This is a genomic window from Oceanimonas marisflavi (assembly GCF_003049725.1).
GTDB lineage: Bacteria > Pseudomonadota > Gammaproteobacteria > Enterobacterales > Aeromonadaceae > Oceanimonas > Oceanimonas marisflavi.
The window spans coordinates 225,125-248,741 of record NZ_QAGM01000001.1 but is presented as its reverse complement, the minus strand read 5'-3'; the positions used below and the strand labels follow the sequence as shown (position 1 = coordinate 248,741).

19 protein-coding genes and 1 other RNA gene are annotated in these 23,617 nt (G+C 61.2%); 13 read left to right on the top strand and 7 right to left on the bottom strand.

The features are described 5' to 3' along the window. Window positions 1-133 precede the first annotated feature (133 nt). Genes thrA through thrC form a run of 3 tightly spaced genes read left to right on the top strand, consistent with a single transcriptional unit; the run spans window position 134 to window position 4,818 of the window. A complete protein-coding gene (gene thrA, locus DA373_RS01150; protein WP_107850517.1) occupies window positions 134-2,590 on the top strand; it encodes a bifunctional aspartate kinase/homoserine dehydrogenase I in 2,457 nt (818 codons plus the stop codon). Then, window positions 2,591-3,547, top strand: coding sequence for a homoserine kinase (thrB, locus tag DA373_RS01145; protein ID WP_107850516.1), 957 nt, complete (start codon window positions 2,591-2,593; stop codon window positions 3,545-3,547). It abuts the gene before it with no gap. After that, window positions 3,544-4,818: a threonine synthase gene (gene thrC / locus DA373_RS01140; RefSeq protein WP_107850515.1), complete on the top strand. Its 1,275-nt coding sequence runs from the start codon at window positions 3,544-3,546 to the stop codon at window positions 4,816-4,818. Before thrB ends, thrC begins: the two co-directional genes overlap by 4 nt. Before the next feature lie 684 nt (window positions 4,819-5,502). On the opposite strand, the gene DA373_RS01130 is transcribed toward thrC, so the two are convergent. Together DA373_RS01130 and rimK are read right to left on the bottom strand one after the other, a co-directional pair. Continuing rightward, on the bottom strand, window positions 5,503-6,522 hold the full coding sequence (locus tag DA373_RS01130) for a succinylglutamate desuccinylase/aspartoacylase family protein (protein ID WP_107850513.1): 1,020 nt from the start codon (window positions 6,520-6,522) through the stop codon (window positions 5,503-5,505). Continuing rightward, on the bottom strand, window positions 6,522-7,424 hold the full coding sequence (gene rimK / locus DA373_RS01125; protein ID WP_107850512.1) for a 30S ribosomal protein S6--L-glutamate ligase: 903 nt from the start codon (window positions 7,422-7,424) through the stop codon (window positions 6,522-6,524). Before rimK ends, DA373_RS01130 begins: the two co-directional genes overlap by 1 nt. A 284-nt stretch (window positions 7,425-7,708) precedes the next feature. Here rimK and acnA point away from each other — a divergent pair, with 284 nt between their 5' ends. From acnA to modC, 4 genes are all read left to right on the top strand, one after another. Continuing rightward, complete coding sequence (acnA, locus tag DA373_RS01120; protein WP_107850511.1) at window positions 7,709-10,420, top strand: aconitate hydratase AcnA; 2,712 nt, start codon at window positions 7,709-7,711, stop codon at window positions 10,418-10,420. A gap of 129 nt (window positions 10,421-10,549) precedes the next feature. Then, window positions 10,550-11,302, top strand: a complete 753-nt coding sequence (gene modA / locus DA373_RS01115; RefSeq protein ID WP_107850510.1) for a molybdate ABC transporter substrate-binding protein — start codon at window positions 10,550-10,552, stop codon at window positions 11,300-11,302. Continuing rightward, window positions 11,303-11,983 (top strand): molybdate ABC transporter permease subunit, encoded by a 681-nt coding sequence (gene modB, locus DA373_RS01110; protein WP_107850509.1) that lies wholly within the window; start codon window positions 11,303-11,305, stop codon window positions 11,981-11,983. Beyond that, window positions 11,980-13,029: a molybdenum ABC transporter ATP-binding protein gene (gene modC / locus DA373_RS01105; RefSeq protein WP_107850508.1), complete on the top strand. Its 1,050-nt coding sequence runs from the start codon at window positions 11,980-11,982 to the stop codon at window positions 13,027-13,029. The genes modB and modC overlap by 4 nt, the downstream gene beginning before the upstream one ends. A gap of 113 nt (window positions 13,030-13,142) precedes the next feature. Here the strand turns inward: modC and rpiA are convergent, their stop codons facing one another. From rpiA to zapA, 5 genes are all read right to left on the bottom strand, one after another. Then, window positions 13,143-13,802, bottom strand: coding sequence for a ribose-5-phosphate isomerase RpiA (rpiA, locus tag DA373_RS01100; protein ID WP_107850507.1), 660 nt, complete (start codon window positions 13,800-13,802; stop codon window positions 13,143-13,145). A gap of 192 nt (window positions 13,803-13,994) precedes the next feature. Then, window positions 13,995-14,573, bottom strand: a complete 579-nt coding sequence (locus DA373_RS01095) for a 5-formyltetrahydrofolate cyclo-ligase (protein WP_107850506.1) — start codon at window positions 14,571-14,573, stop codon at window positions 13,995-13,997. A gap of 65 nt (window positions 14,574-14,638) precedes the next feature. After that, a complete protein-coding gene (locus DA373_RS01090) occupies window positions 14,639-14,872 on the bottom strand; it encodes a VF530 family protein (RefSeq protein WP_094199809.1) in 234 nt (77 codons plus the stop codon). 23 nt (window positions 14,873-14,895) lie between these two features. Continuing rightward, window positions 14,896-15,078: non-coding RNA, 6S RNA (gene ssrS / locus DA373_RS01085), on the bottom strand. Between the two features lie 19 nt (window positions 15,079-15,097). Next, window positions 15,098-15,397: a cell division protein ZapA gene (gene zapA, locus DA373_RS01080; RefSeq protein ID WP_107850505.1), complete on the bottom strand. Its 300-nt coding sequence runs from the start codon at window positions 15,395-15,397 to the stop codon at window positions 15,098-15,100. A gap of 141 nt (window positions 15,398-15,538) precedes the next feature. Between zapA and DA373_RS01075 the strand changes: the two genes are divergently transcribed. The 6 genes from DA373_RS01075 (at window position 15,539) to gcvP (ending at window position 23,436) form a co-directional block, all read left to right on the top strand. Next, complete coding sequence (locus DA373_RS01075; RefSeq protein WP_107850617.1) at window positions 15,539-16,105, top strand: UPF0149 family protein; 567 nt, start codon at window positions 15,539-15,541, stop codon at window positions 16,103-16,105. Window positions 16,106-16,131: 26 nt separating this feature from the next. Then, window positions 16,132-17,322, top strand: coding sequence for a 2-octaprenyl-6-methoxyphenyl hydroxylase (gene ubiH / locus DA373_RS01070; RefSeq protein WP_107850504.1), 1,191 nt, complete (start codon window positions 16,132-16,134; stop codon window positions 17,320-17,322). Window positions 17,323-17,326: 4 nt separating this feature from the next. Continuing rightward, on the top strand, window positions 17,327-18,541 hold the full coding sequence (locus DA373_RS01065) for an FAD-dependent oxidoreductase (protein WP_107850503.1): 1,215 nt from the start codon (window positions 17,327-17,329) through the stop codon (window positions 18,539-18,541). 331 nt (window positions 18,542-18,872) lie between these two features. Continuing rightward, window positions 18,873-19,976 carry a glycine cleavage system aminomethyltransferase GcvT gene (gene gcvT / locus DA373_RS01060; protein WP_107850502.1) on the top strand — a complete coding sequence of 368 codons (1,104 nt, stop codon included), beginning with the start codon at window positions 18,873-18,875 and terminating at the stop codon, window positions 19,974-19,976. A 19-nt stretch (window positions 19,977-19,995) separates the two neighbouring features. Next, on the top strand, window positions 19,996-20,385 hold the full coding sequence (gcvH, locus tag DA373_RS01055) for a glycine cleavage system protein GcvH (protein WP_107850501.1): 390 nt from the start codon (window positions 19,996-19,998) through the stop codon (window positions 20,383-20,385). A 168-nt stretch (window positions 20,386-20,553) separates the two neighbouring features. Beyond that, a complete protein-coding gene (gene gcvP / locus DA373_RS01050; protein ID WP_107850500.1) occupies window positions 20,554-23,436 on the top strand; it encodes an aminomethyl-transferring glycine dehydrogenase in 2,883 nt (960 codons plus the stop codon). Window positions 23,437-23,617 lie beyond the last annotated feature (181 nt).

Below are 23,617 nucleotides of genomic sequence, written 5' to 3'. Positions count from 1 at the left end.
CCATTATTATTACCGGCACCACCATGGGTGGCACCGGGGCGGGCTGATGCGCTGACGACAAACAGAATTTGAATCGAAAAGCCCGTGTCCCAACCAGATACGGGCTTTTTCAGTTTTACACAGGGAGTAATAAATGCGAGTCCTGAAATTTGGCGGTACATCGCTGGCCAATAACGAGCGGTTCGACACCGTGGCCGATATCGTGGTCAACAACCAGCGCCAGTCCCAGGTGGCGCTGGTGCTGTCGGCCCCGGCCCGGGTTACCAATCATCTGGTGGCGGTGGTGGAGCAGACCATTCGCGGTCTGGAAGCGGCGCCGGTGCTGAAGGAAATCGAACAGATTTTTCACGGCATTATCGACGGACTCAAGGGCAAATATGCCGGTCTGGATGACGCCGGGCTCAAGGTAGTGGTGGAGCGGGAGCTGAACCAGCTGACCCGGCTGTTGCAGGGCGTCAGCCTGCTGCAACAGTGTCCCGACAACATTCAGGCCCGTATTCTCAGCCGGGGGGAGGCCCTGTCCATTGCCACCATGGCCGAGCTGCTGCGGGCCCGGGGCGAGCAGGTGGAAGTGATTTCCCCCCAGGAAATGCTGCTGGGCGAGGGCAGTGTGCTGGAAGCCCAGGTCAATATCGAAGTGTCCCGCCAGCGTTTTGCCGACAAGGGCCTGCGTGACGACTGCGTTTATCTGATGCCCGGTTTTACCGCTGGCAACGAGCAGGGTGAAACCGTTATTCTCGGCCGCAACGGCTCCGACTACTCCGCCGCCGTGCTGGCCGCCTGTGTGGGCGCCGAGTGCTGCGAGATCTGGACCGACGTGGACGGTGTGTACAACTGCGACCCGCGCCTGGTGCCCGATGCCAAGCTGCTGCGCCAGCTGTCCTACAAGGAAGCCATGGAGCTGTCCTATTTCGGCGCCAAGGTGCTGCACCCCAAAACCATCGCCCCCATCGCCCAGTTCCATATTCCCTGCCTTATCAAGAACACCGGTAACCCTCAGGGCGAAGGCTCGCTGATTGGCCCCGAGTGCAGCGACGACGATCTGCAGGTGAAGGGCATTTCCGATCTGGCCGGCATGACCATGATCAACATCTCCGGTCCCGGCATGAAGGGCATGGTGGGCATGGCCGGCCGGCTGTTCTCCTGCATCTCCCGCGCCGGTGCCAGCATAGTGCTGATCACCCAAAGCTCGTCGGAATACAGCGTCAGCTTCTGTATTCACACCTTTGACAAGCAAAAGGTACAAAAGGCCATCGCCAATGAATTTGCCCTGGAGTTCAAGAACAACCTGCTGGAGCCGCTGGATCTGATCGACGATCTGGCCATTATCTCTCTGGTGGGGGATCGCATGCGCACCGCCCGGGGGGTGTCTGCCCGCTTCTTCAACTCCCTGGCGGAAGCATCCATAAATATCGTGGCCATTGCTCAGGGCTCCAGCGAACGCTCCATCTCGGCGGTGATCCGCAAGGAAAAGGTGACCGAAGCGATCAAGGCCTGTCACCAGAACTTCTTCTCCAGCCGGCAGTTTATCGATGTGTTCCTGGTGGGCTGTGGCGGTGTGGGCGGCGCCCTGCTTGAACAGATCCGCCGTCAGCAGCCGGTGCTGGAAGCCCAGGATATCGGCATTCGGGTAGTGGGCATCGCCAACTCCCGCAAGATGTTGCTGGACAAGAACGGCATCAATCTGGGCGACTGGCGTGATCGTCTGGAGCAGGCCCAGGAAAGCTTCAGCCTGGAGCGGGTCACCCGCCTGGTGGAAGACAGTCACCTGATCAACCCCGTACTGGTGGACTGCACCACCAGCGAGGTGATTGCCGATCAGTACGCCGACTTTCTTGCCGCCGGCTTTCACGTGGTCACTCCCAACAAGAAGGCCAACACCTCAAGCCTGGATTACTACCGTGAGCTGCGCCGTTCGGCCCGCTCAACCCGTCGCAAGTTCCTGTATGAAACCAACGTGGGCGCCGGTTTGCCGGTGATCGAAAACCTGCAGAACCTCATTCGTGCCGGCGACAAGCTCAAGGCCTTTGGCGGCATTCTGTCCGGCTCCCTGTCCTACATCTTCGGCAAGCTGGACGAAGGCATGAGCTTTGCCGAGGCCACCCGCATCGCCCGGGAAAACGGCTTTACCGAGCCGGATCCGCGGGACGACCTGAACGGCATGGACGTGGCCCGCAAGCTGCTGATCCTGGCCCGGGAAGCGGGCATGGAGCTCGGCCTCGACGATATCGAGGTGGAGCAGGCGCTGCCGCCGGGTTTTGACGCCAGCGGCGACATTGAGTCCTTTATGGCCCGGCTGCCGCAGGCAGACGCCTGGTTTGCCGAGAAAGCCGCCGAGGCGGGCGAGGGCCAAGTGCTGCGTTATGTGGGTGTTATCGAAAATGGCAAATGCAAGGTTGCGATCAAGGCCGTGGACGGCGATGATCCCCTGTTCAAGGTCAAGGACGGCGAAAACGCCCTGGCGTTTTATACCCAGTATTACCAGCCCATTCCGCTGGTGCTGCGTGGCTACGGTGCCGGTGCCGATGTAACCGCCGCCGGCGTCTTTGCCGACCTGTTGCGCACCCATAACTGGAAGCAGGAGATTTAAATGAGTGTTGTAGCCTATGCGCCGGCCTCTACCGCCAACGTCAGTGTTGGATTTGATGTACTGGGGGCCGCGCTGGCCCCCCTCGATGGCTCCCTGCTGGGAGATCGCGTGCTGGTAGAAGACGCCAGCGGCGAGTTTCATCTCACCAACGCCGGCCCCTATGCCCACAAGCTGCCGGCCGACTACACCCAGAACATCGTATACGATTGCTGGCTGGCCTATGAAAAGGCGCTGGACAAAAAGGGGCTGGCGCGCAAGCCGCTGACCATGACCCTGGAAAAGAACCTGCCGGTGGGCTCAGGGCTGGGATCCAGCGCCACCAGCATAGTGGCCGCCTTCGTGGCCCTGAACGCCTTTTACGACAACGCCATGAGCGAGCATGAGCTGATGCTGCTGATGGGCGAGCTGGAAGGGCAGATCTCCGGCTCGGTGCATTACGACAACGTGGCCCCCTGCCACCTGGGGGGCATGCAGCTGGTGCTGGATGAAGCCGGTGTGGTCAGCCAGACCCTGCCGTCCTTTGATGAATGGTACTGGGTGGTATGCTACCCGGGCATTGCCGTGTCCACTTCCGCCGCCCGGGAAATTCTGCCGGCCCAGTACCGCCGTCAGGACTGCCTGGAATACGGCCGCCGGCTGGCGGGCTTTGTGCATGCTAGTCACACCGGTCAGGAAAGGGTGGCCGCCGCCATGCTCAAGGACGTGATCGCCGAGCCCTACCGCTCCCAGCTGATCCCCGGCTTCAAGGAAGTGCGCGAGCATGCCGCCGCCATGGGCGCCCTGGCCACCGGTATTTCCGGCAGCGGCCCCACCGTGTTTACGGTGATGAAGGATCTGCATCAGGCGGAAAAGCTCCAGGCCTGGTTGGCCGACCACTTTATTCAGAATCAGGATGGCTTTTGCCATATTTGCAAACTCGACGCCGAAGGCGCGCGAGTCACAGGAACCAAGCTATGAAGTTGTACAACATCAAGGATAACGCAGAGACCATCAATTTTGCCGGCGCCGTCAAGCAGGGCCTGGGCCGTGGCCAGGGCCTGTTTTTTCCGGAAAACCTGAGCCCGCTGGCCAACGTGGACGCCCTGCTGGAGCTGCCGCTGGTGCCGCGCTCCGTGGCCATTCTGCAGCACCTGATCGGTGATGAAATTCCCAAAGACACCCTTACCGCCATGGTGGAGCACGCCTTTACCTTTCCGGCGCCGCTGGTGAAGGTGGACGAGCACACCTACGCCCTGGAGCTGTTCCACGGCCCGACCCTGGCGTTCAAGGACTTTGGCGGCCGCTTTATGGCCCAGTGCCTGGCCACCCTGAGCAGCGACGGCAAGATCACCATTCTGACCGCCACCTCCGGCGACACCGGCGCCGCCGTGGCTCACGCTTTCTACGGTCTGCCCAATATCGAAGTGGTTATCCTGTATCCGGAAGGCAAAATCAGCCCGCTGCAGGAAAAGCTGTTCACCACTCTTGGGGGCAATATCCGTACCTTTGCGGTACAGGACGACTTTGATGCCTGTCAGGCCCTGGTCAAGAACGCCTTTGACGACGAAGAGCTGAAGGCCGCGGTGGGTCTGAACTCCGCCAACTCCATCAACATCAGCCGGCTGCTGGCCCAGGTGTGCTACTACTTTGAAGCCGTGGCCGAGCTGCCCGCCGAGCAGCGCAGCAAGGCGGTGATTTCCGTGCCGTCCGGCAACTTCGGCAACCTGACTGCCGGCCTGATTGCCAAGGCCATCGGCCTGCCGGTGAAGCGCTTTGTGGCCGCCACCAATGCCAACGATACCGTGCCCCGTTACCTGGAAAGCGGTGACTGGGATCCCCACGCCACCGTGGCCACCCTGTCCAACGCCATGGACGTGAGCCGTCCCAACAACTGGCCGCGGGTGGAAGAGCTGTGCCGGGTCAAGGGCTGGAGTCTTTCCGATATCGCCTCCGGCGCCCTTAACGATGAGCAAACCCAGGACGCCCTCAAGCGGCTGTTTGCCAAGGGCTACCTGTGCGAGCCCCACGGCGCCATCGCCTGGGATCTGCTCAACAAGGAGCGGGGCAAGGACGAGGTGGGTATTTTTCTGTGCACCGCCCATCCGGCCAAGTTCAAGGAAAGCGTGGACCGCATTCTCGAGCAGGATATTGAACTGCCGGGCCCGCTGGCCAAGCACGGCGCCATGGAATCCCTGTCCGAGACCATTCCCGCCGATTTCGCCGTGCTCAAGGCGAAAATGATGGGCTGAAGCGAATTTCTTGCCATATGACCATGCCGGGCTTGCCCGGCATTTTTTTGCCATTCTCCATTCTCCATTCCCCATTCTCCATTCCCCATTCCCCCCCCTATTCCCTATTCCCCCCTCATCCTTGTAAGCGATCTCTCAAGGCACGCACGGAAAAGGCGCTTTTGATATATGGTTTTTGGATTGGTGTTTTAACAAGCTATTGAATGTAAAGGGGTTTATTTTCGTGTTCAAAGCGTGAGCGATTTGACCGGTGTTCCGGCTGCATTGTTCCGGGCAAAGGAAAGGGTATAGTTAATCCCAACAGCAAGGCGGGCTGAGTTGCAAAGGAAAGCAACGGGCAGGAGGCCTTCAGGACACACCGACAGGAACGTCGGAGAACGGAATCGGGGAAGACAGTGCGGGCAGGAAAGCCGGCAGCCAGGAACGGCAAGGGACCCGGTCGTGGATGACCAAGCGGAAAGGGTCGGGAAGACCGAAGGATACCTTCAGGACGAAGCGGTTGGCAGCAGGAACGCAGCCATTCACGGAAGAGACAGGGACGAGCCCGACGGAACGGGAAAGGGGAAGGCCCGGAGTGGGTCAGGTCAGGGATTGCAGGGAGCAACCAGGGCTCAGGATGACGCCGACGACACCAAAAGGGGCAGCCAGTGGCTGCCCCTTTTCTATTGCCGTTACCCGGGTCGGTTACATGGCTGACGGTTGCACATCCAGCTCGTCCACAAAGCGCTCAACGGTTTTTTCCGCCTGCTTGATCTCGTCAAACAGGGCGATATGGCAGATGGCATCGCCTTCGTTCACCAGCGGCATGGTCAGGCTGCCAATCACAATACCGCTGCGCGGTGCGATAATATCCCGGTTTTCCGTGCCCAGGGGCGCAGTGATGGTACCGAGAATGTCTCCCTTGCGAATGCGATCCCCGAGTCTGACCTGCAGGTGCAGCAGGCCATCGTGCTCGGCCCGAATCCAGGTACTGGTGCGGGCGATAATGGGCTCGGCCACTGCCTTGGTGGACGTCGATCTGAGCATGTCGAGACAGCGCATGACCCTGAGCACGCCGCGCACCCCGGCCTTGATCGGCAGGGGATCAAAGCGCAGTGCCTCGCCGGCTTCATATAGGATGACCGGCACTCCCTGGGTTTCGGCCACCGAGCGAAGCGAGCCATCGCGAATGCTGGCGTCCAGAATAATGGGCGCGCCAAAGCTTTCCGCCATTTGCCGGGTGACCGGACAGTCGAGCTGGGCCCGGATCTGGGGCAGGTTGCTGCGATGAATGGCGCCGGTATGCAGATCGATAATATGACTGCACTTGCTGACGATCTCGTTCACAAAAAAGTGCGCCACCCGGGCACCCAGCGAGCCTTTTTCTGACCCGGGAAAACAGCGGTTGAGATCGCGCCGGTCCGGCAGGTAGCGGGACTTGTGAATAAAACCGAACACGTTGACCACGGGCACCGCCACCAGGGTGCCCCTGAGGCGGGCCGGATTGATTTTGGCCAGCACCTGGTTGACCACCTCAATGCCGTTGAGCTCGTCGCCGTGTATGGCGGCGCACAGCAGCAGCACCGGGCCAGGCAATTTGCCGTGCACTACTTCCACCGGCACCGTCAGTGGCGACTGGGTATAGAGCTGGGCCAGGGCCAGCTGCATGATCTGCCGCCGGCCGGGGGCCACATGCTGGCCGGCGAGTTCAAAGGTCGCTCTCATCAGCCACGCTCCCGGTGGCGGGGCTTGCGGTGGGCATGCTTCTCAAGGTGTTCAATGATCATGCCTGCCACGTCCTTGCCGGTGGCGCTTTCAATGCCTTCCAGCCCGGGAGAGGAGTTCACCTCCATCACCAGGGGACCACGTTTTGAGCGCAGCAGATCCACCCCGGCCACCTGCAGTCCCATGGCCTTGGCCGAGGCCACGGCGGTCTTGCGCTCTTCGGGGGTAATGCGTACCAGCCGGGCTTCGCCGCCCCGGTGCAGGTTGGAACGAAACTCGCCCTCCTGGGCCTGGCGCTTCATGGCGGCAATCACTCTGTCGCCCAGCACAAAACAGCGAATGTCGGCGCCGCCGGCTTCCTCGATAAACTCCTGCACCATGATATTGGCCTTGAGCCCCATAAAGGCTTCCAGCACGCTCTCTGCCGCCTTGCGGGTTTCCGCCAGCACCACGCCGATGCCCTGAGTGCCTTCCAGCAGCTTAATTACCAGAGGCGCCCCGCCCACCATGTTGATGAGATCGGGCACGTCGTCGGGCTTGTTGGCAAAGCCGGTGATCGGCATGCCCACGCCGTGTCCCGACATCAGTTGCAGCGATCGCAGCTTGTCCCGGGAGCGGCTGATGGCCGCCGAGTGGTTAAGGGTATAGCAGCCCATCATCTCGAACTGGCGCAGCACGGCGGTGCCGTAAAAAGTGACCGAGGCGCCAATGCGGGGAATGATGGCGTCGAAGTGTGCCAGATCTTCCCCCTTGTAATGAATGGAGGGCTTGTTGTCATTGATGTTCATATAGCAGCGCAGCACGTCAATAATGCGCAGCTCATGGCCCCGGGCCTCGGCGGCCTCCTGCAGGCGGCGGGTGGAATAGAGAGAGGGGTTGCGGGAAAGAATGGCGATCTTCATGAGTGCGCGGCAAAGTCCTGTGACTGAGTGTATACAATGATTGCGGGCTTCCTTCTACGCCATCGGGGCGCAGGGTGCCAGCGAGAAAAAATGAGACTGAGACCAAAAAATCATGGTTGTCTTTTTTATTGCAGTATGGCCCTTGAGGCGCTGGCTGGCCATTTTTTGATCCCTGTACGCCCTTGAGCCATAATCAATTCCTAACTGTCTGATATATAAAATAATGCATATTCGGCGGCGCCCCGCTAACGGGACGCCGGACGCTCAGGAACCAAGGAGGAAACATGTCTTCCGAACTGAACAGTACTGCCCGGGCCCGGTTGAGCCTGGAAGGCCGTGATTATCATTACTATGCCCTCGGCCAGGCGCCCGGCGGCGAGCAGCTGGCCCGCCTGCCCAAATCCCTCAAGGTACTCACCGAAAACCTGCTGCGCCATGGCGAAGACAGCCTGAAGGATGAGCTGCAGGCCATGGTGGACTGGCTGCAGCAGGGGCACAGCGATCGGGAAATTGCCTTTCGTCCGGTGCGGGTGCTGATGCAGGACTTTACCGGGGTGCCGGCGGTGGTGGATCTGGCCGCCATGCGCGAGGCGGTCAAGCGCCTGGGCGGCGAGGTGACCAGGGTTAACCCGCAGTCGGCGGTGGATCTGGTCATCGACCACTCGGTGATGGTGGACGAGTTCGCCAGTGCGCAGGCCTTTGCCACCAACGTGGATCTGGAAATGGCCCGCAACGGCGAACGCTATGCCTTTTTACGCTGGGGTCAGCAGACCTTTGACAATTTTCGTGTGGTGCCGCCCGGCACCGGTATCTGCCATCAGGTCAACCTGGAATATCTGGGCCAGACGGTGTGGCAGCAGCAAACAGACAAGGGCACCCTGGCCTGCCCGGATACTCTGGTGGGCACCGACTCCCACACTACCATGATCAATGCTCTGGGCATTCTGGGCTGGGGCGTGGGCGGCATTGAGGCGGAAGCCGCCATGCTGGGCCAGCCGGTGTCTATGCGCATTCCCGAGGTGGTGGGGTTCAAGCTCACTGGCAGTCTGCGTGAAGGCATGACCGCCACCGATCTGGTGCTGACCGTCACCGAAATGCTGCGCAACAAGGGGGTAGTGGGCAAGTTTGTGGAATTCTACGGCGACGGTCTGGCCAGTCTGCCCCTGGCGGATCGGGCCACCATTGCCAATATGGCACCGGAATACGGCGCCACCTGCGGCTTTTTCCCGGTGGATGAAGAAACCCTGCGTTACCTGCGTCTCACCGGCCGCAGCGAGCAGCATATCGAACTGGTCAAGGCCTATACCCAAGCCCAGGGGTTGTGGCGTCACCCCGGCGACGAGCCGGTGTTTACCGACACCCTTGAGCTTGACATGGGCGAGGTGGAAGCATGCCTGGCCGGCCCCAAGCGACCTCAGGACAGGGTGGAGCTGGGCAAGGTGCCGCAAGCCTTTGCGCTGGCCCATGAGCAGTCGGTCAGCAGCCAGGCCGCAAGCCGGCTGGAAGGCGAGGGGGGGCAGACCGCCGTGGGTTGTGAAAAAGTGCAGCAGGGGACGCCTTTTAAACTGGATGGTTACACCCATCACCTGCGTGATGGCGCCGTGGTGATCGCCGCCATTACCTCCTGTACCAATACCTCCAACCCCAGTGTAATGATGGCAGCCGGCCTGATGGCCAAAGCCGCCGTGGACAAAGGCCTGGCCCGGGCACCCTGGGTAAAAAGTTCGCTGGCGCCGGGCTCCCGGGTGGTCACCGACTATCTCAAGGCCGCCGGCCTGATGCCGGCCCTGGAGCAACTGGGCTTTCACCTGGTGGGCTATGGCTGTACTACCTGTATCGGTAACTCGGGGCCACTGCCCGAGCCGATTGAAGGTGCCATTCGCAAGGATGACCTCACGGTGGCTTCGGTGCTGTCGGGTAACCGTAACTTTGAAGGCCGCATTCATCCGCTGGTGAAAACCAACTGGCTGGCATCACCGCCGCTGGTGGTGGCTTATGCCCTTGCCGGAAATATGCATGTGGATCTCACCAAGGATCCCCTTGGCACCGATCAAAACGGCAAGCCGGTTTATCTCAAGGATATCTGGCCGTCGCAAAAGGAAGTGGCCGAGGCGGTGGCTAGGGTGAAAACCGAGATGTTCAGCCGTGAATACGCCGAAGTATTTGATGGTGACGAGCGCTGGTGCGCCATTAACGTGACCGGCAGTGCCACTTTTGACTGGCAGGAGGACTCTTCCTATATTCGTCATCCGCCCTTTTTCAGCGAGATGAAGGCCGAGCCTGAGGCGGTGGCCGATATTGAATCGGCACGTATGCTGGCGCTGCTGGGGGATTCGGTAACCACGGATCATATCTCGCCGGCGGGCAGCATCAAGGCCGACAGCCCGGCCGGCAAATATCTGCAGTCTCTTGGTATCAAACGGGCCGATTTTAACTCCTATGGCTCCCGGAGAGGGAATCATGAGGTGATGATGCGCGGCACCTTTGCCAATATCCGCATTCGCAACCTGATGCTGGACGGGGTGGAAGGGGGTGAAACCCGTCATTATCCCAGTGGCGAGCAGCTGTCTATTTATGATGCCGCCATGCGTTATCAGAGCGAGGGCGTGCCGCTGGTGGTGGTGGCCGGCAAGGAGTACGGCACCGGCTCCAGCCGGGACTGGGCCGCCAAGGGCACCCGGCTGCTGGGGGTACGGGCGGTGCTGGCCCGCTCTTACGAGCGCATTCACCGCTCGAACCTGATTGGCATGGGGGTGCTGCCGCTGGAGTTTACCGGTAAAAACAGCGCCGACAGTCTGGGGCTGACCGGCGAAGAGCAGTTGTCCATTCGCGGGCTTGGCGATCTGAAACCCGGCTGCAGGCTGACGGTGGCGATTACCGGCAAGGACGGCAAGGAGCGGGAAATTCAGGCGCTGTGCCGCATCGATACTCAGGATGAGATGACCTACTACCGGCATGGCGGCATATTGCACTATGTGATCCGCAATATGCTCTGACGCCTGTGCCTTCAGGTGCCTCGTGGCCGGCACCCATGTTAGGCTGCGAGGCGTTGTATTCCCGTTGACATAAGGATAAGGTGAAGACCGCTCTTCGTTTGCCCGTATGACCAAGGAAGACCAGCCTTCATGTTTTCGCTTCGAAGTACCCTCATGCTCTGTGCCCTGAGCATGTCCCTGCCGTTGTCCGCCGATGAGATCAGGGTGGCAGTGGCTGCCAACTTTCTCGATGTCATCACCACCCTTGGCGAGCAGTTTGAACAGCAAACCGGCCACCGCGTGCTGATCTCCTCCGGCTCCACCGGCAAGCTCTATGCCCAGATCAAGAATGGCGCGCCCTTTGATGTGTTCCTGTCCGCCGATGACGCCCGGCCCGCCTTGCTGGAGCAGGAAAAGGCTATAGTGCCCGGCAGCCGCTTCACCTATGCCCTGGGCACCCTGGTGCTGTGGAGCCCGGATGAAACCCTGATTGATGATGAGCTGACCGTACTGAAAAACGGCGACTTTCGTTTTCTGGCCATCGCCAACCCGGTGACCGCGCCTTATGGCCGGGCCGCTCGGGAGGTGTTGTCCGGTCTGGGGCTGTGGGAGCGCTTTAACAGGAAAATGGTGCGGGGAGAAAACATCGGCCAGACCTACCAGTATGTGTACAGCCGCAATGCCGATCTGGGCTTTGTGGCCAAGTCCCAGGTATTCAGCCAGGGGGATTACAGCGCCGGCTCCTGGTGGGAAGTGCCGGCGGATCGGTATGCGCCCATCGTGCAGCAGGCGGTACAGCTGAACGACATCGCGGCGGCCAAAGCCCTGCTGGACTATATGCGTTCTCCCGAAGCGGTAAAGGTGATCCACGCTTACGGCTACGGCACCGAACAGGACAACTGAATGCTGGCGCCTCAGGATATGGCGGCCCTCGGCCTGACCCTGCGTCTGGCCGGGGTGACCGTGCTGGTGCTGCTGGTGCTGGGCACGCCCCTGGCCTGGTGGCTGAGCCAGACTCAAAGCCGGCTGAAAACCGCCATTGAGGCGGTGGTGGCGCTGCCGCTGGTGCTGCCGCCCACCGTGCTGGGCTTTTATCTGCTGCTGGCGCTGGGGCCCCATGGGGTGATCGGTGGTTTGTCCATGGCGCTGGGCGGCGGCAGTCTCGCCTTTACCTTTACCGGTCTGGTGATCGGCTCGGCGTTTTACTCCCTGCCTTTTGTGGTGCAGCCACTGCAGGGGGCCTTTGAGGCCATGGGCCGGCGTCCGCTGGAAGTGGCCGCCACCCTGGGGGCCTCGCCCCTGAACCGCTTCTTTACCGTGGCGGTGCCTCTGGCCCGGCGCGGTTTTCTCACCGCCATTGTGCTCGGCTTTGCCCATACCCTCGGGGAGTTTGGCGTGGTGCTGATGCTGGGGGGCAATATTCCCGGCGCCACCCAGGTGATTTCCATCGCCATTTACGATCATGTTGAAATGCTGCAATACGGCCAGGCCCATGCCCTGTCGGCGCTGTTGCTGGTGCTGTCGTTCAGCATTCTGATGACGGTTTATATGCTTAACCGGCGTTTTTCGGTGGTGCAGCCATGATCCGGGCGCGTTTTCGGCTGGCGCGCGCAGGGTTTCGCCTTGACGCCGCCTTTGAGCAGCCGTCGAGCGGCGTGACCGCATTATTTGGCCCGTCCGGTTGTGGCAAAACCACCCTGCTGCGCTGCCTGGCCGGGCTGGAGCGGGCCGATGGTGAACTGTGGCTGAACGGCGCAAACCTGCACCGGCTGCCGGTGCACCAGCGCCGCTTTGGTTATGTGTTTCAGGAGGCCAGCCTGTTTGCTCATCTGTCGGTGCGTAACAACCTGCTCTATGGCTGGCGCCGCTTGCCCAGGGGGCAGAGCAGACCGGACTTTGATGAAATAGTCGGCTGGCTTGGGCTTGAACCCTTGCTGGAGCAGGGCGCGGCCTCGCTTTCCGGCGGTCAGCGGCAGCGGGTGGCCATTGGCCGGGCCCTGCTCACGGCCCCCCGCTTGTTGTTGCTCGATGAGCCCCTGTCGGCGCTGGATACGCAGGCCAAACGGGAGATATTGCCCTGGATTGAAGGCCTGTCGGCCCGGGCCGGGGTGCCGGTGTTTTATGTGACCCACGCGCCGGACGAAGTGGAGCGGCTGGCGGACCGTGTGATCTTTATGGAGCAGGGCCGCACCACCGGCATGGAAGCCTTGCAGCAGGCCATGGCCCGGCCAGACTCACCCCTGTTTTCGGAGCAGGGCGCGGCCAGCATGCTGGAAGGGGAGCTGGGCGCCGAGCTGGCGGATGGCCGCACGCCCTTTGGGTTTGACGGCCAGACCCTGTGGCTGGTGCATGCCCGCCGGCCCGGGGGCGAGCGGGTCCGGGTGCGCATTCAGGCGTCGGACGTGAGTCTGGCGCTGGCGCCGGTAGCCGGGATCTCCATTCTCAACCAGCTGCCGGTTCGGCTGACGGCACTGCATGACATGGGCGAGGGCAGAGTGCTGGCAGACGGGGAGCTGAATGGCGGCCAGCGGTTGCTGGCCGAGGTATCCGCCTGGTCGGCGGCGCAACTGGGGCTGCATCAGGGCATGCAGTGTTATGCCCTGATCAAGGCGGTGGCGCTGGTGAACTGAATATCGGCTGTCATCTTCGCGAAGGCGGAATTCCAACATTCGACAGGCGTCTTTAATATGTTGCGATTCACTTCGTTCATCGGCAACCTACGCGGCATTTCGGCAAATGAGCTTCAGCCGCCTTTGCGCACCACGCCGTCGGGAGTGCCGATCAGCAGCACGTCGGCGCCGCGTTCGGCAAACAGGCCGTTGGTGACCACGCCCACAATGGCGTTAATGCGGGTTTCCAGCACATTGGGCTCGGTAATGGCCAGGCCGTGCACGTCCAGAATGTGGTTGCCGTTGTCGGTGATCACACCTTCCCGGTAAACCGGCTGGCCGCCCAGTTTGCTCAGCTCCCGGGCCACGTATTCCCGGGCCATGGGGATCACTTCCACCGGCAGCGGGAATTTGCCCAGTACGTCCACGGTTTTGGTGCCGTCCACAATGCACACAAACTGGTCGGCCACGGCGGCCACGATTTTTTCCCGGGTCAGGGCCGCACCGCCGCCCTTGATCATGGCCATGGAGCCGTCGATCTCATCGGCGCCATCCACATAGACGTTGAGCTCGCTGATGTCATTGAGATCAAACACCGGAATGCCCAGCGCCTTCAGGCGCTCGGTGGAGGCTTCGGAGCTGGATACCGCGCCTCTGATCTGATCCTTGATGGAGCCGAGGGCGTCGATAAAGTGGTTGACGGTGGAGCCGGTGCCCACGCCAACAATGCTGCCCGGGGTCACGAACTCCAGCGCCGCCCAGCCGGCGGCCTTTTTCATTTCGTCTTGTGTCATGGCTGTACTGCTCTCCTGCAAAAGTGCCGCGCATTATAGCAAAGCCGGCCCCTGAGAACACCGCAGCCGGGTTACCTCCTTCGACACGCTTCAAGCACATCCATGTGTCGCTCGGCAAATGCCATCCGTGGCATTTGACGGTCGAATACGGTAATCCCGCCTGCGGTGTCTTGGTTAAGGAGACCTGGAGGCTTACCAGCGCCAGTGCTGGCCCGGGGTGAGCAGCTCGGGCAGGGGCACGTCCCAGTGATCGGTGGGGATCTCGGGCAGTTGCTGGCAGTCGTGGGCCAGTCCCACCGGGCGGGGGCCCAGTCCTTTATGCCAGCCGGCCAGGGTGCGGTCATAAAAACCGCCGCCCATGCCAATGCGGTTGCCGGTGGCATCAAAGGCCACCAGCGGCGTGTAGATCACGTCCAGCTCGTTTTTGGGCAGCAGCAGGCGAATATCCAGCCGGGGCTCGGGAATGCCGAAACGGTTGGCGATCAGGCGGGCATCGGGCTCGTAGCGCAGAAACATCAGATGCCCGGGGCTGAAGTGATGCAGCACCGGCAAATATACCTGAGCACCCTGAGACCAGTACCAGTCGATCAGCGGGTGGGGGTCGAGTTCACCGTCATTGGCCAGATACAGGGCTACTTTTTTTGCCTGGGCCAGGTGCGGTGTGCCGGCTACCCGGTCGGTAATGGCATGGGCGGCGGCCTGTTGCTCGGTGTGGCTCAGCCGGCGGCGGGCTTCTCTGATTTGCTGGCGTATTAGATGGCGTTCTGTCATGGCTCATTCCATTGAAAGCGAGAATGAGCCGAGCTTATGCTCAATGCCGGGTTCAAGGCAAAGGGTCAGCGGTGCCAGGGGCTGTTTTTGAGACGCAGGTAAAGCTCTTCCACCTGAGTGCGGGCCCAGGGGGTGCGGCGCAGAAACTTAAGGCTGGACTTGATGCTGGGATCGTTTTTGAAACAGTTGATATTGACCCGGCGGGCCAGCTCGTCCCAGCCGTATTTTTCCACCAGCTCGGTAAGCAGGGCTTCCAGAGTGATGCCGTGCAGGGGATTATTGGGTTGTTGCTGGGTCATGAGATTGCCAGATGAATAAATGAGGGGTCCCCAGGATGCCGTTGCGAGTGTTAGTCCTTGAACCCGTCGGTTCAAGGCGGAACTCCGGTACCCACCGCAGGCGTCTCGGTCGAGGCCGAGCATGCTCAATAGCGAGCAACGCGGCGTTCCTGTACTGTTGATATCGGCTCAGGGACGCCACTCACTGACGAACACCCCAGGGAAAAACAAATTGTGTGAACAGACTCAGTTTACCTTGCTGGCAAGGGCCTCTTCAATGGTGTGCTGAAGCATCTTGATGCGTCTGTCCATGGCGTCAGCATATTGATGATTTTTGTCCTTTTCAAGCTCGAGCTCGTGGCAGACATTCAGCGCCAGCATAATGGCGATTTGCTCATTGGACGCAGACTTGCCGCTCTCGCGAAACTTGCGAATACGCTCGTTGAGCATGTCGGCCGCCCGCTGCAATGCCTCTTCCTGCCCGGCAGGACAGGCCACCTTGTAGGGGCGCCCGAGAATTACGATGTCGATTGCCGCTGTGGTCATGTGGTCCTCAGGTGGCTTGCAATGAGCAATGAAAGTCCCGCGAATATATAGTGGCGTATCAGAACTTTCAAGGGGTTGCTGGTCTGCAATGAGCGAGGATGCTAGGATCTGCGGTAATTCAGCACCACTTTCGAGTAAATGATGAACGATAACGCCCGCCTCAACTTTGATGCCTTCACCACTCTGCTGGAACAGCACAACATGGTGGTGACCGCCGCCGAAGTACATGGCGTGATTTGCGGCCTTGTCTGCGGCGGCATGGCCCGGGATGATGCCCGCTGGCAGCAGCACTTCAACGATCTGCTCAACGATGGCTTTGGCCTGCCCGCCGAGCTGAAAAAGGCGGTCAACCTGCTGTTTAACCGGGTGTATGACGATCTGATTGATCAAAGCCGGTTTGAACTGCTGCTGCCCGCCGACGAAGAGCCTCTCGATGACCGTCTGGACGCCATGATGGAATGGGCTGCTGCCTTTCTGGCCGGTTTTGGCGTGGTACAGCAGGAGCTGAACAAGGCGTCGCCCGAGCTGCAGGAAATGATCCAGGACATCAGCAGCATTACCCAGGTATCCGGCGAGTTCGAGCAGGAAGACGAAGAAAGCGAAGCCGCCTTTGTGGTGCTTTACGAACACCTCAAGCTCGGCGCCACCATGGCCTTTGAGGAATTCGGCAAGGGCAGCCCGGTGCCCGAGCGTCCGACCCTGCACTGATTTCAGCCATTTAATACACAACCGCAATGACCCATTACGACGTGGTAATCAACGGCGCCGGCATGGCCGGGGCCGTGCTGGCGCTGGGCCTGTCCGGGCTGCGCCAGCCCGACGGCAGCCGGCTTTCCGTGGCGGTGATCGAGGCCATGGACCCCGAGCACGACCGCCATCCGGGCTTTGACGCCCGCAGCATCGCGCTGGCCTGGCACAGCCAGACCCTGTTGCAGCGCTTGGGCATCTGGCCGGCGCTGGCCAGGCTGGCCACTCCCATTACCCATATTCAGGTCTCCGATCAGGGCCATTTTGGCCGGGTGGAAATGCACGCCGCCGAATATGGTGTGCCCGCCCTGGGCCAGGTGGTGGAGCTGCAGCCGGTGGGGCGCGAACTGCACCGGCGGCTGGCGGCGGGCGAGGGCATCAGTTTGTTCTGCCCCGATCGCATCACCCGCTTTGCACAGCATGCCGAGCGAGTGACCATTGAGCTCGACTCGGGCGCGGCCTTTTCCGCCAGCCTGCTGGTAGCCGCCGACGGCAACCGCTCCCTTGTTGGCCAGCAGCTCGGCATGCCACGCCGCCAGCTGGACTATGGCCAGAGCGCCATCATTGCCAATATCGCCACCGCCGAGCCTCACCTGGGCCGGGCCTTTGAGCGATTCACCCCGGAAGGCCCGCTGGCGCTGTTGCCCATGAGCGAGGGGCGCAGCTCCCTGGTGTGGTGTGTCAGTCCCGGGCGGGCCGGGCAGCTGATGGCGCTGGACGACGCGGCTTTTCTTACCGCCCTGCAGCGGCAGTTTGGCTACCGGCTGGGCAAGCTCGTTCGCACCGGCAAGCGCCACTGCTATCCGCTGGTGCTGGATGAGGCGCCCCGGCCCTGGCATCACCGTGTGGTGCTGCTGGGCAATGCCGCCCATCTGCTGCATCCCATTGCCGGTCAGGGCTTTAATCTGGGCCTGCGCGACGTGGCCAGCCTGACCGATCACATCGGTCAGGCCCTGAGTGAGGGGCGGGATATCGGCAGCCACGCCGTGCTGAGCGCCTATGGCCGGTCGCGGCTGCCGGATCAGGCCGGCATGGTGGGGCTGACCACGGCGCTGGCGCTGCTGTTTTCCAACAACAACCCGGTGCTCGCCGCCGGGCGCAACCTGGGGCTGTCGGCCATGGCCGCCTGTGCCCCGTTAAAGAGTCAACTGGCCTGGCGGGCCATGGGCAAGAGGTAAGCTGATGCAAGCGGCAGACATCATTATTATTGGCGGCGGTATGGTGGGGCTCACCCTGGCCCTGGCCCTGGCCCCCAGCGGCATGAAGGTGGCGGTGGTGGAAGGGCAGGAGCCCGAACACGACTTTGGCGAGGTGGCCGACAACCGGGTCAGCGCTATTAACCTGGCGTCCCAGACCCTGCTTGAGCGGCTGAATGCCTGGCCCGGCCACAGTGACCGGCTCGGGCCCTATACCGAAATGGAGGTATGGGAAGCCGAAAGCCGCGCCCGCATCGGTTTTTCCGCCGGGCTGATGCACCAGCCTCACCTGGGCCATATTGTGGAAAACCGGTTGCTGCAGCACAGCCTGCTGGAGCAGGCTCGGCTCAGCCCGCACATCAGCCTGCACCTGCCGGCCCGGGCGGCCAGCGTGTCTGCCAGCGACGGCGGCGCCTTTGTGCTGCTGGACAACGGCACGCCCATTACCGGCCGGCTGCTGGTGGGGGCCGATGGCGCCCGCTCCTGGCTGCGCGGGCAGATGCAGCCGGGCATGACCGAATGGGATTATGATCATCACGCCCTGGTGGCCACCATTGAAACCGATGAGCCCCACGGCCGCTGTGCCCGGCAGATCTTTCGCGGTGACGATATTCTCGCCTTTTTGCCCCTGGCCCACCCGCATCGCTGCTCCATTGTCTGGTCCTGTCCGCCGGAGCGGGCCGGGGCTCTGCTGGCGCTTCCCGAGAGTGAGTTCAACAAGCAGCTTTCCACCGCCTTTGATCTGCGTCTGGGGCTGTGCCGGGTGCTGGGACCGCGGGCAGCCATTCCGCTCAGGGCCCGTTACAGCCAGCAGTTCTGCGGCCCGCGCTGGGCGCTGATTGGCGATGCTGCCCACACCATACACCCGCTGGCGGGACAGGGGGTCAATCTGGGACTGCAGGACGCCGCCGCCCTGGCCGACACCCTGCTGGCCCGCCACGGCGAGGGCAAGGACATTGGCGAGCTGGCCGGCCTGCGCGCCTTTGAGCGCTGGCGCAAGGCCGAAGCTGTCACCATGCTGGCGGGCATGGAAGGGCTGAAGCGGCTGTTTGGCAGCCGTTTGCCCCTGGTGCGGGAAGTGCGCTCTCTGGGCCTGGGTCTGACCGACCACCTTGTTCCCCTCAAGCGCCGGCTGGCGGCCCACGCCCTGGGCATTGGCGGCCTGCAGCCCCGGCTCTCCCGTATTGATGAAAACACTTGAGAAAAACTAATCCGAGGCTTGTTGGTAATTAGTTTTTCTAAGCTGATTAAAGGCGAGCCTGCAAGCACATAATTTGTGCTTGTGCTTGTCTGTAGATGATTTTATATATAAAATTTTAAATTAATGTTAATTTTCGGTATTAAAATCCATAAATGTTGCTTTCTTCACGTTAAAACGACTGTCATGAGTGAGTTCACATTTTATACTGCAGCATTTAACGATTAGTTTTTTTTGAGTTTCCTGCCGTGTTATCCCGACGCTGCTTGAGTATAATCAGCACGCTAGACCGGATTATCGCTCGCTGGCCGGGCTCGGAATATAAGGAAGCGTCATGACTCAGCAAACAGTTTTGCATCCGCAGCACCTGGAAGCCGGTGCCAAAATGGTGGACTTTCACGGTTGGGATATGCCCATCAACTATGGCTCCCAGCTTGAAGAACACCATGCCGTCCGTCAGGATGCCGGCATGTTCGATGTCTCTCACATGACCATAGTGGATGTGAAGGGCCCCCAGGCCAAGGCCTTCCTGCAGCGCCTGCTGGCCAACGACGTGGCCCGCATCACCCAGCCCGGCAAAGCCATTTACAGCGGCATGCTCAACGAGCAGGGCGGGGTGATTGACGATCTCATTACCTATTTCTTCGCCGATGACGATTACCGCATGATCGTCAACTCCGCCACCCGTGAAAAAGACCTTGCCTGGATGAGCAAGCAGGCCGACGGCTTTGACGTGACCCTGACCGAGCGGCCGGAGCTGGCCATGATCGCGGTGCAGGGCCCCAACGCCAAGGCCAAGGCCGCCACCGTATTTACCCCTGAGCAGAACGCCGCCGTGGAAGGCATGAAGCTCTTCTTTGGCGTGCAGGCCGGCGACCTCTTTATTGCCACCACCGGCTACACCGGTGAAGACGGCTATGAAATTGTGGTGCCCGCCGAGCAGGCCGGCGCCCTGTGGAATGCCCTGAAAGACGCCGGCGTGCGCCCCTGTGGCCTGGGTGCCCGTGACACCCTGCGTCTGGAAGCGGGCATGAATCTCTACGGCCAGGACATGGACGAAACCGTGTCTCCCCTGGCCGCCAACATGGCCTGGACCATTGCCTGGGAGCCCGCCGACCGTGACTTTATCGGCCGCGATGTGCTTGAAAGCCAGCGTGCCGCCGGCGATCAGCCCAAGCTGGTGGGCCTGGTGATGAAGGAAAAAGGCGTGCTGCGTGCCGGTACCCCGGTGCGCTTTACCGATGCAGACGGTAATGAGCAGCAGGGTGTGATCACCTCCGGCACCTTCTCGCCTACACTGGGTTTCAGCGTTGCGCTGGCGCGGGTGCCCCGCTCCATTGGCGACAACGCGGAAGTGGAACTGCGCAAGAAATGGATGCCGGTGACCGTGGTCAAGCCGACGTTTGTACGATTTGGCAAGGCGGTTGCCGAGTTTTAAGAACCAAGAGGAACAACTGATGAGCAATATCCCCAGTGAACTGAAGTATGCCCGCTCGCACGAATGGGTACGTCTTGAAGAAAACGGTGAAGCGGTGATCGGCATTACCGAACATGCGCAGGATCTGTTGGGTGATATGGTATTTGTTGAGCTGCCGGAAGTGGGCCGTAACGTGGACGCCAGCGAAGAGTGCTGCGTGGCCGAGTCGGTCAAGGCCGCCTCTGACATCTATGCCCCGGTCAGCGGCGAAATCATTGCCGTAAACGAGGATCTGGAAGACAGCCCCGAGCTGGTGAACTCCGACCCCTACGGTGACGGCTGGCTGTTCCGCATCAAGCTGGCCGACGAGTCCGATCTGGACGAGCTGCTGGATGCCGAAGGCTACGAAAACAGCATCGACGAAGAATAAGCACCCTTAAAGCCCCCGTATGGGGGCTTTGTTGATGTTGCCCTGGTCACGCAGCTGCGGCTGTTGATGTGCAATCTCAATATCAGACTCTTTGCCGGCAAGTACCCCCCAGGGGCCGGTCGTCTGTCTACCCTCGGGCGTTTTGCCCGATGAAGGAAGTAAGGAAATATGACCCAGTCTTTGTTTGAACTTGAGCAGAATAACGCCTTTATCGGCCGTCACATTGGTCCTTCCGAGCAGGAAGTGGCCGACATGCTGGCAGTAGTGGGCGCCGACAGCCTGGACGATCTGATTAAGCAGACGGTGCCGGCGAGCATTCTCAACGACCAGCCCCTTGGCATTGGCGCCCCGCGCACCGAGCAGGAAGCCCTGGGCTACCTGAAAACCCTGGCCGATCAGAACAAGGTGTTCAAGAGCTATATCGGCATGGGCTATCACGACACCCATGTGCCCCTGGTGATCCAGCGCAACGTGCTGGAAAACCCGGGCTGGTATACCGCCTATACCCCGTATCAGCCCGAAATCGCTCAGGGCCGCCTTGAAGCCCTGCTCAACTTCCAGCAAATGACCCAGGATCTGACCGGCCTGCCGCTGGCCAGCGCCTCCCTGCTGGACGAAGCCACCGCCGCCGCCGAGGCCATGGCCCTGGCCCGTCGGGTGAGCAAGAACAAGAAAGCCAATATCTTCTTTATTGCCGACGACGTGCACCCCCAGACCATCGACGTGGTCAGCGAGCGCGCCGAGCACTACGGCTTCGACATCAAGGTCGCCCCCGCCGAGGCGGTGGTAGAGCACGATGTGTTCGGTGCCCTGTTCCAGTACCCGTCCACCACCGGCCAAATTCGCGACCTCAAGGATCTGATCGCCCAGGTGCAAAGCGGCAAGGGCATTGCCTGTGTGGCCGCCGATATTCTCTCCCTGGTGCTGCTCAAGGCCCCGGGCGAGCTGGGTGCCGACGTGGTGCTGGGCAACGCCCAGCGCTTTGGTGTGCCCATGGGCTACGGTGGACCTCACGCCGCCTTCTTTGCCACCCGCGACGAGCACAAGCGCTCCCTGCCGGGCCGTATTATCGGTGTGTCCAAGGACACCCGTGGCCGTCCGGCCCTGCGCATGGCCATGCAGACCCGCGAGCAGCACATTCGCCGGGAAAAAGCCAACTCCAACATCTGTACCGCTCAGGTGCTGCTGGCCAACATGTCCAGTTTCTATGCCGTGTATCACGGCCCGGAAGGCCTGAAGCGCATTGCCGACAGGGTGCACCGCCTGACCGACATTCTGGCCCTGGGCCTGCAGAGCAAGGGCGTGGCGCTCAGACACGACACCTGGTTCGACACCATTACCGTGGAAACCGCCGACAAGGACGCCATCCTTGCCCGCGCCGTGAGCAAGGGCGTGAACCTGCGTTCCGATATCGACGGCGCGCTGGGTGTATCCCTGTCCGAGACCACCACCCGGGGTGACGTGGCCGAGCTGTTCGACATTTTCCTGGGTGACGCCCACGGCCTGACCGTGGAAGATCTGGACACTCAGGCCGCCGCCGGCACCGGCTCCATTCCCGCCGAACTGGTGCGCGACAACGCCATTCTCGAGCACGAGGTGTTCAACAGCTATCACTCCGAAACCGAGATGCTGCGCTACATCCACAAGCTGGAAATGAAGGATCTGGCGCTGAACTACGGCATGATTTCGCTGGGCTCCTGCACCATGAAGCTGAACGCCACTGCCGAAATGGTGCCGGTGAGCTGGCCCGAGTTCGCCCGCATTCACCCCTTTGCACCGCTGGATCAGACTCAAGGGTACCAGACCATGATTGGCGAGCTTGAAAGCTGGCTGGTGAAGGTCACCGGTTACGACGCCATCTGCATTCAGCCCAACTCCGGTGCCCAGGGCGAGTACGCCGGTCTGCTGGCCATCAAGAAATACCATGAGTCCCGGGGCGAGGGGCACCGCAACATCTGCCTGATCCCGAGCTCCGCCCACGGCACCAATCCGGCGTCGGCCCAGATGGCCAACATGAAGGTAGTGGTGGTGGCCTGTGACAAACAGGGCAACATCGACATGGCCGATCTCAAGGCCAAGGCGGAAGAAGCGGGTGACAACCTGTCCTGCATCATGGCGACCTACCCGTCCACCCACGGCGTGTATGAAGAGAACATTCGCGAAGTATGCGACATCGTGCACAGCTTTGGCGGCCAGGTGTACATGGACGGCGCCAACATGAACGCTCAGGTGGGCATCACCTCACCGGGCTTTATCGGCTCCGATGTGTCCCACCTCAACCTGCACAAGACCTTCGCCATTCCTCACGGTGGCGGCGGTCCGGGCATGGGCCCCATTGGCGTTAAAGCGCACCTGGCCCCCTTTGTGGCCGGCCATGCGGTGGTGAAAACCGACAAGGAAAGCCGCAACAACGGCGCCGTGTCGGCCGCACCGTTCGGCTCTGCCAGCATTCTGCCGATCAGCTGGATGTATATTGCCCTGCTGGGCGACGAAGGCCTCAAGCGCTCCACCCAGCTGGCCATTCTCAACGCCAACTACCTGATGCGCAGCCTGGCCGAGGATTACCCCATCCTCTACAGTGGCCGCAACGATCGCGTGGCCCACGAGTGCATCGTGGACATTCGTCCGCTGAAAGAGTCCAGCGGCATCAGCGAAATGGACGTGGCCAAGCGCCTGAACGACTTTGGCTTCCATGCGCCGACCATGAGCTTCCCGGTGGCGGGCACCCTGATGATCGAGCCGACCGAATCCGAGTCCAAGGTGGAGATCGACCGTTTCATTTTTGCCATGAAGCAGATCCGTGCTGAAATGCGCAAGGTGGAAAGCGGCGAGTGGACCCTGGAAGACAACCCCCTGGTGCACGCCCCGCACACTCAGGACGACGTCATGGATGCCGAGTGGAACCGCGCCTACAGCCGTGAGCTGGCGGTGTTCCCGTCGGAAGACGTGCGCCGCAGCAAGTTCTGGCCCACCGTAAACCGCATCGACGATGTCTACGGTGACCGCAACCTGTTCTGCAGCTGCCTGCCCACCGAAGCCTACGGCGAGTAACGCCTGCACTGATTTGGTGAGATAGCAAAAGCCCCGCTGAGAAGCGGGGCTTTTTTGTTTTGTATGCTGATACCACTCGGATTAAACATTTACTCATTCTGTATCTGAGCGGTAGGCGCCGCTTCAGCTGGCGCAAATATGCAGACGACTGTGTCTTCAAGGCCTGTTGCACAGGCCCTGC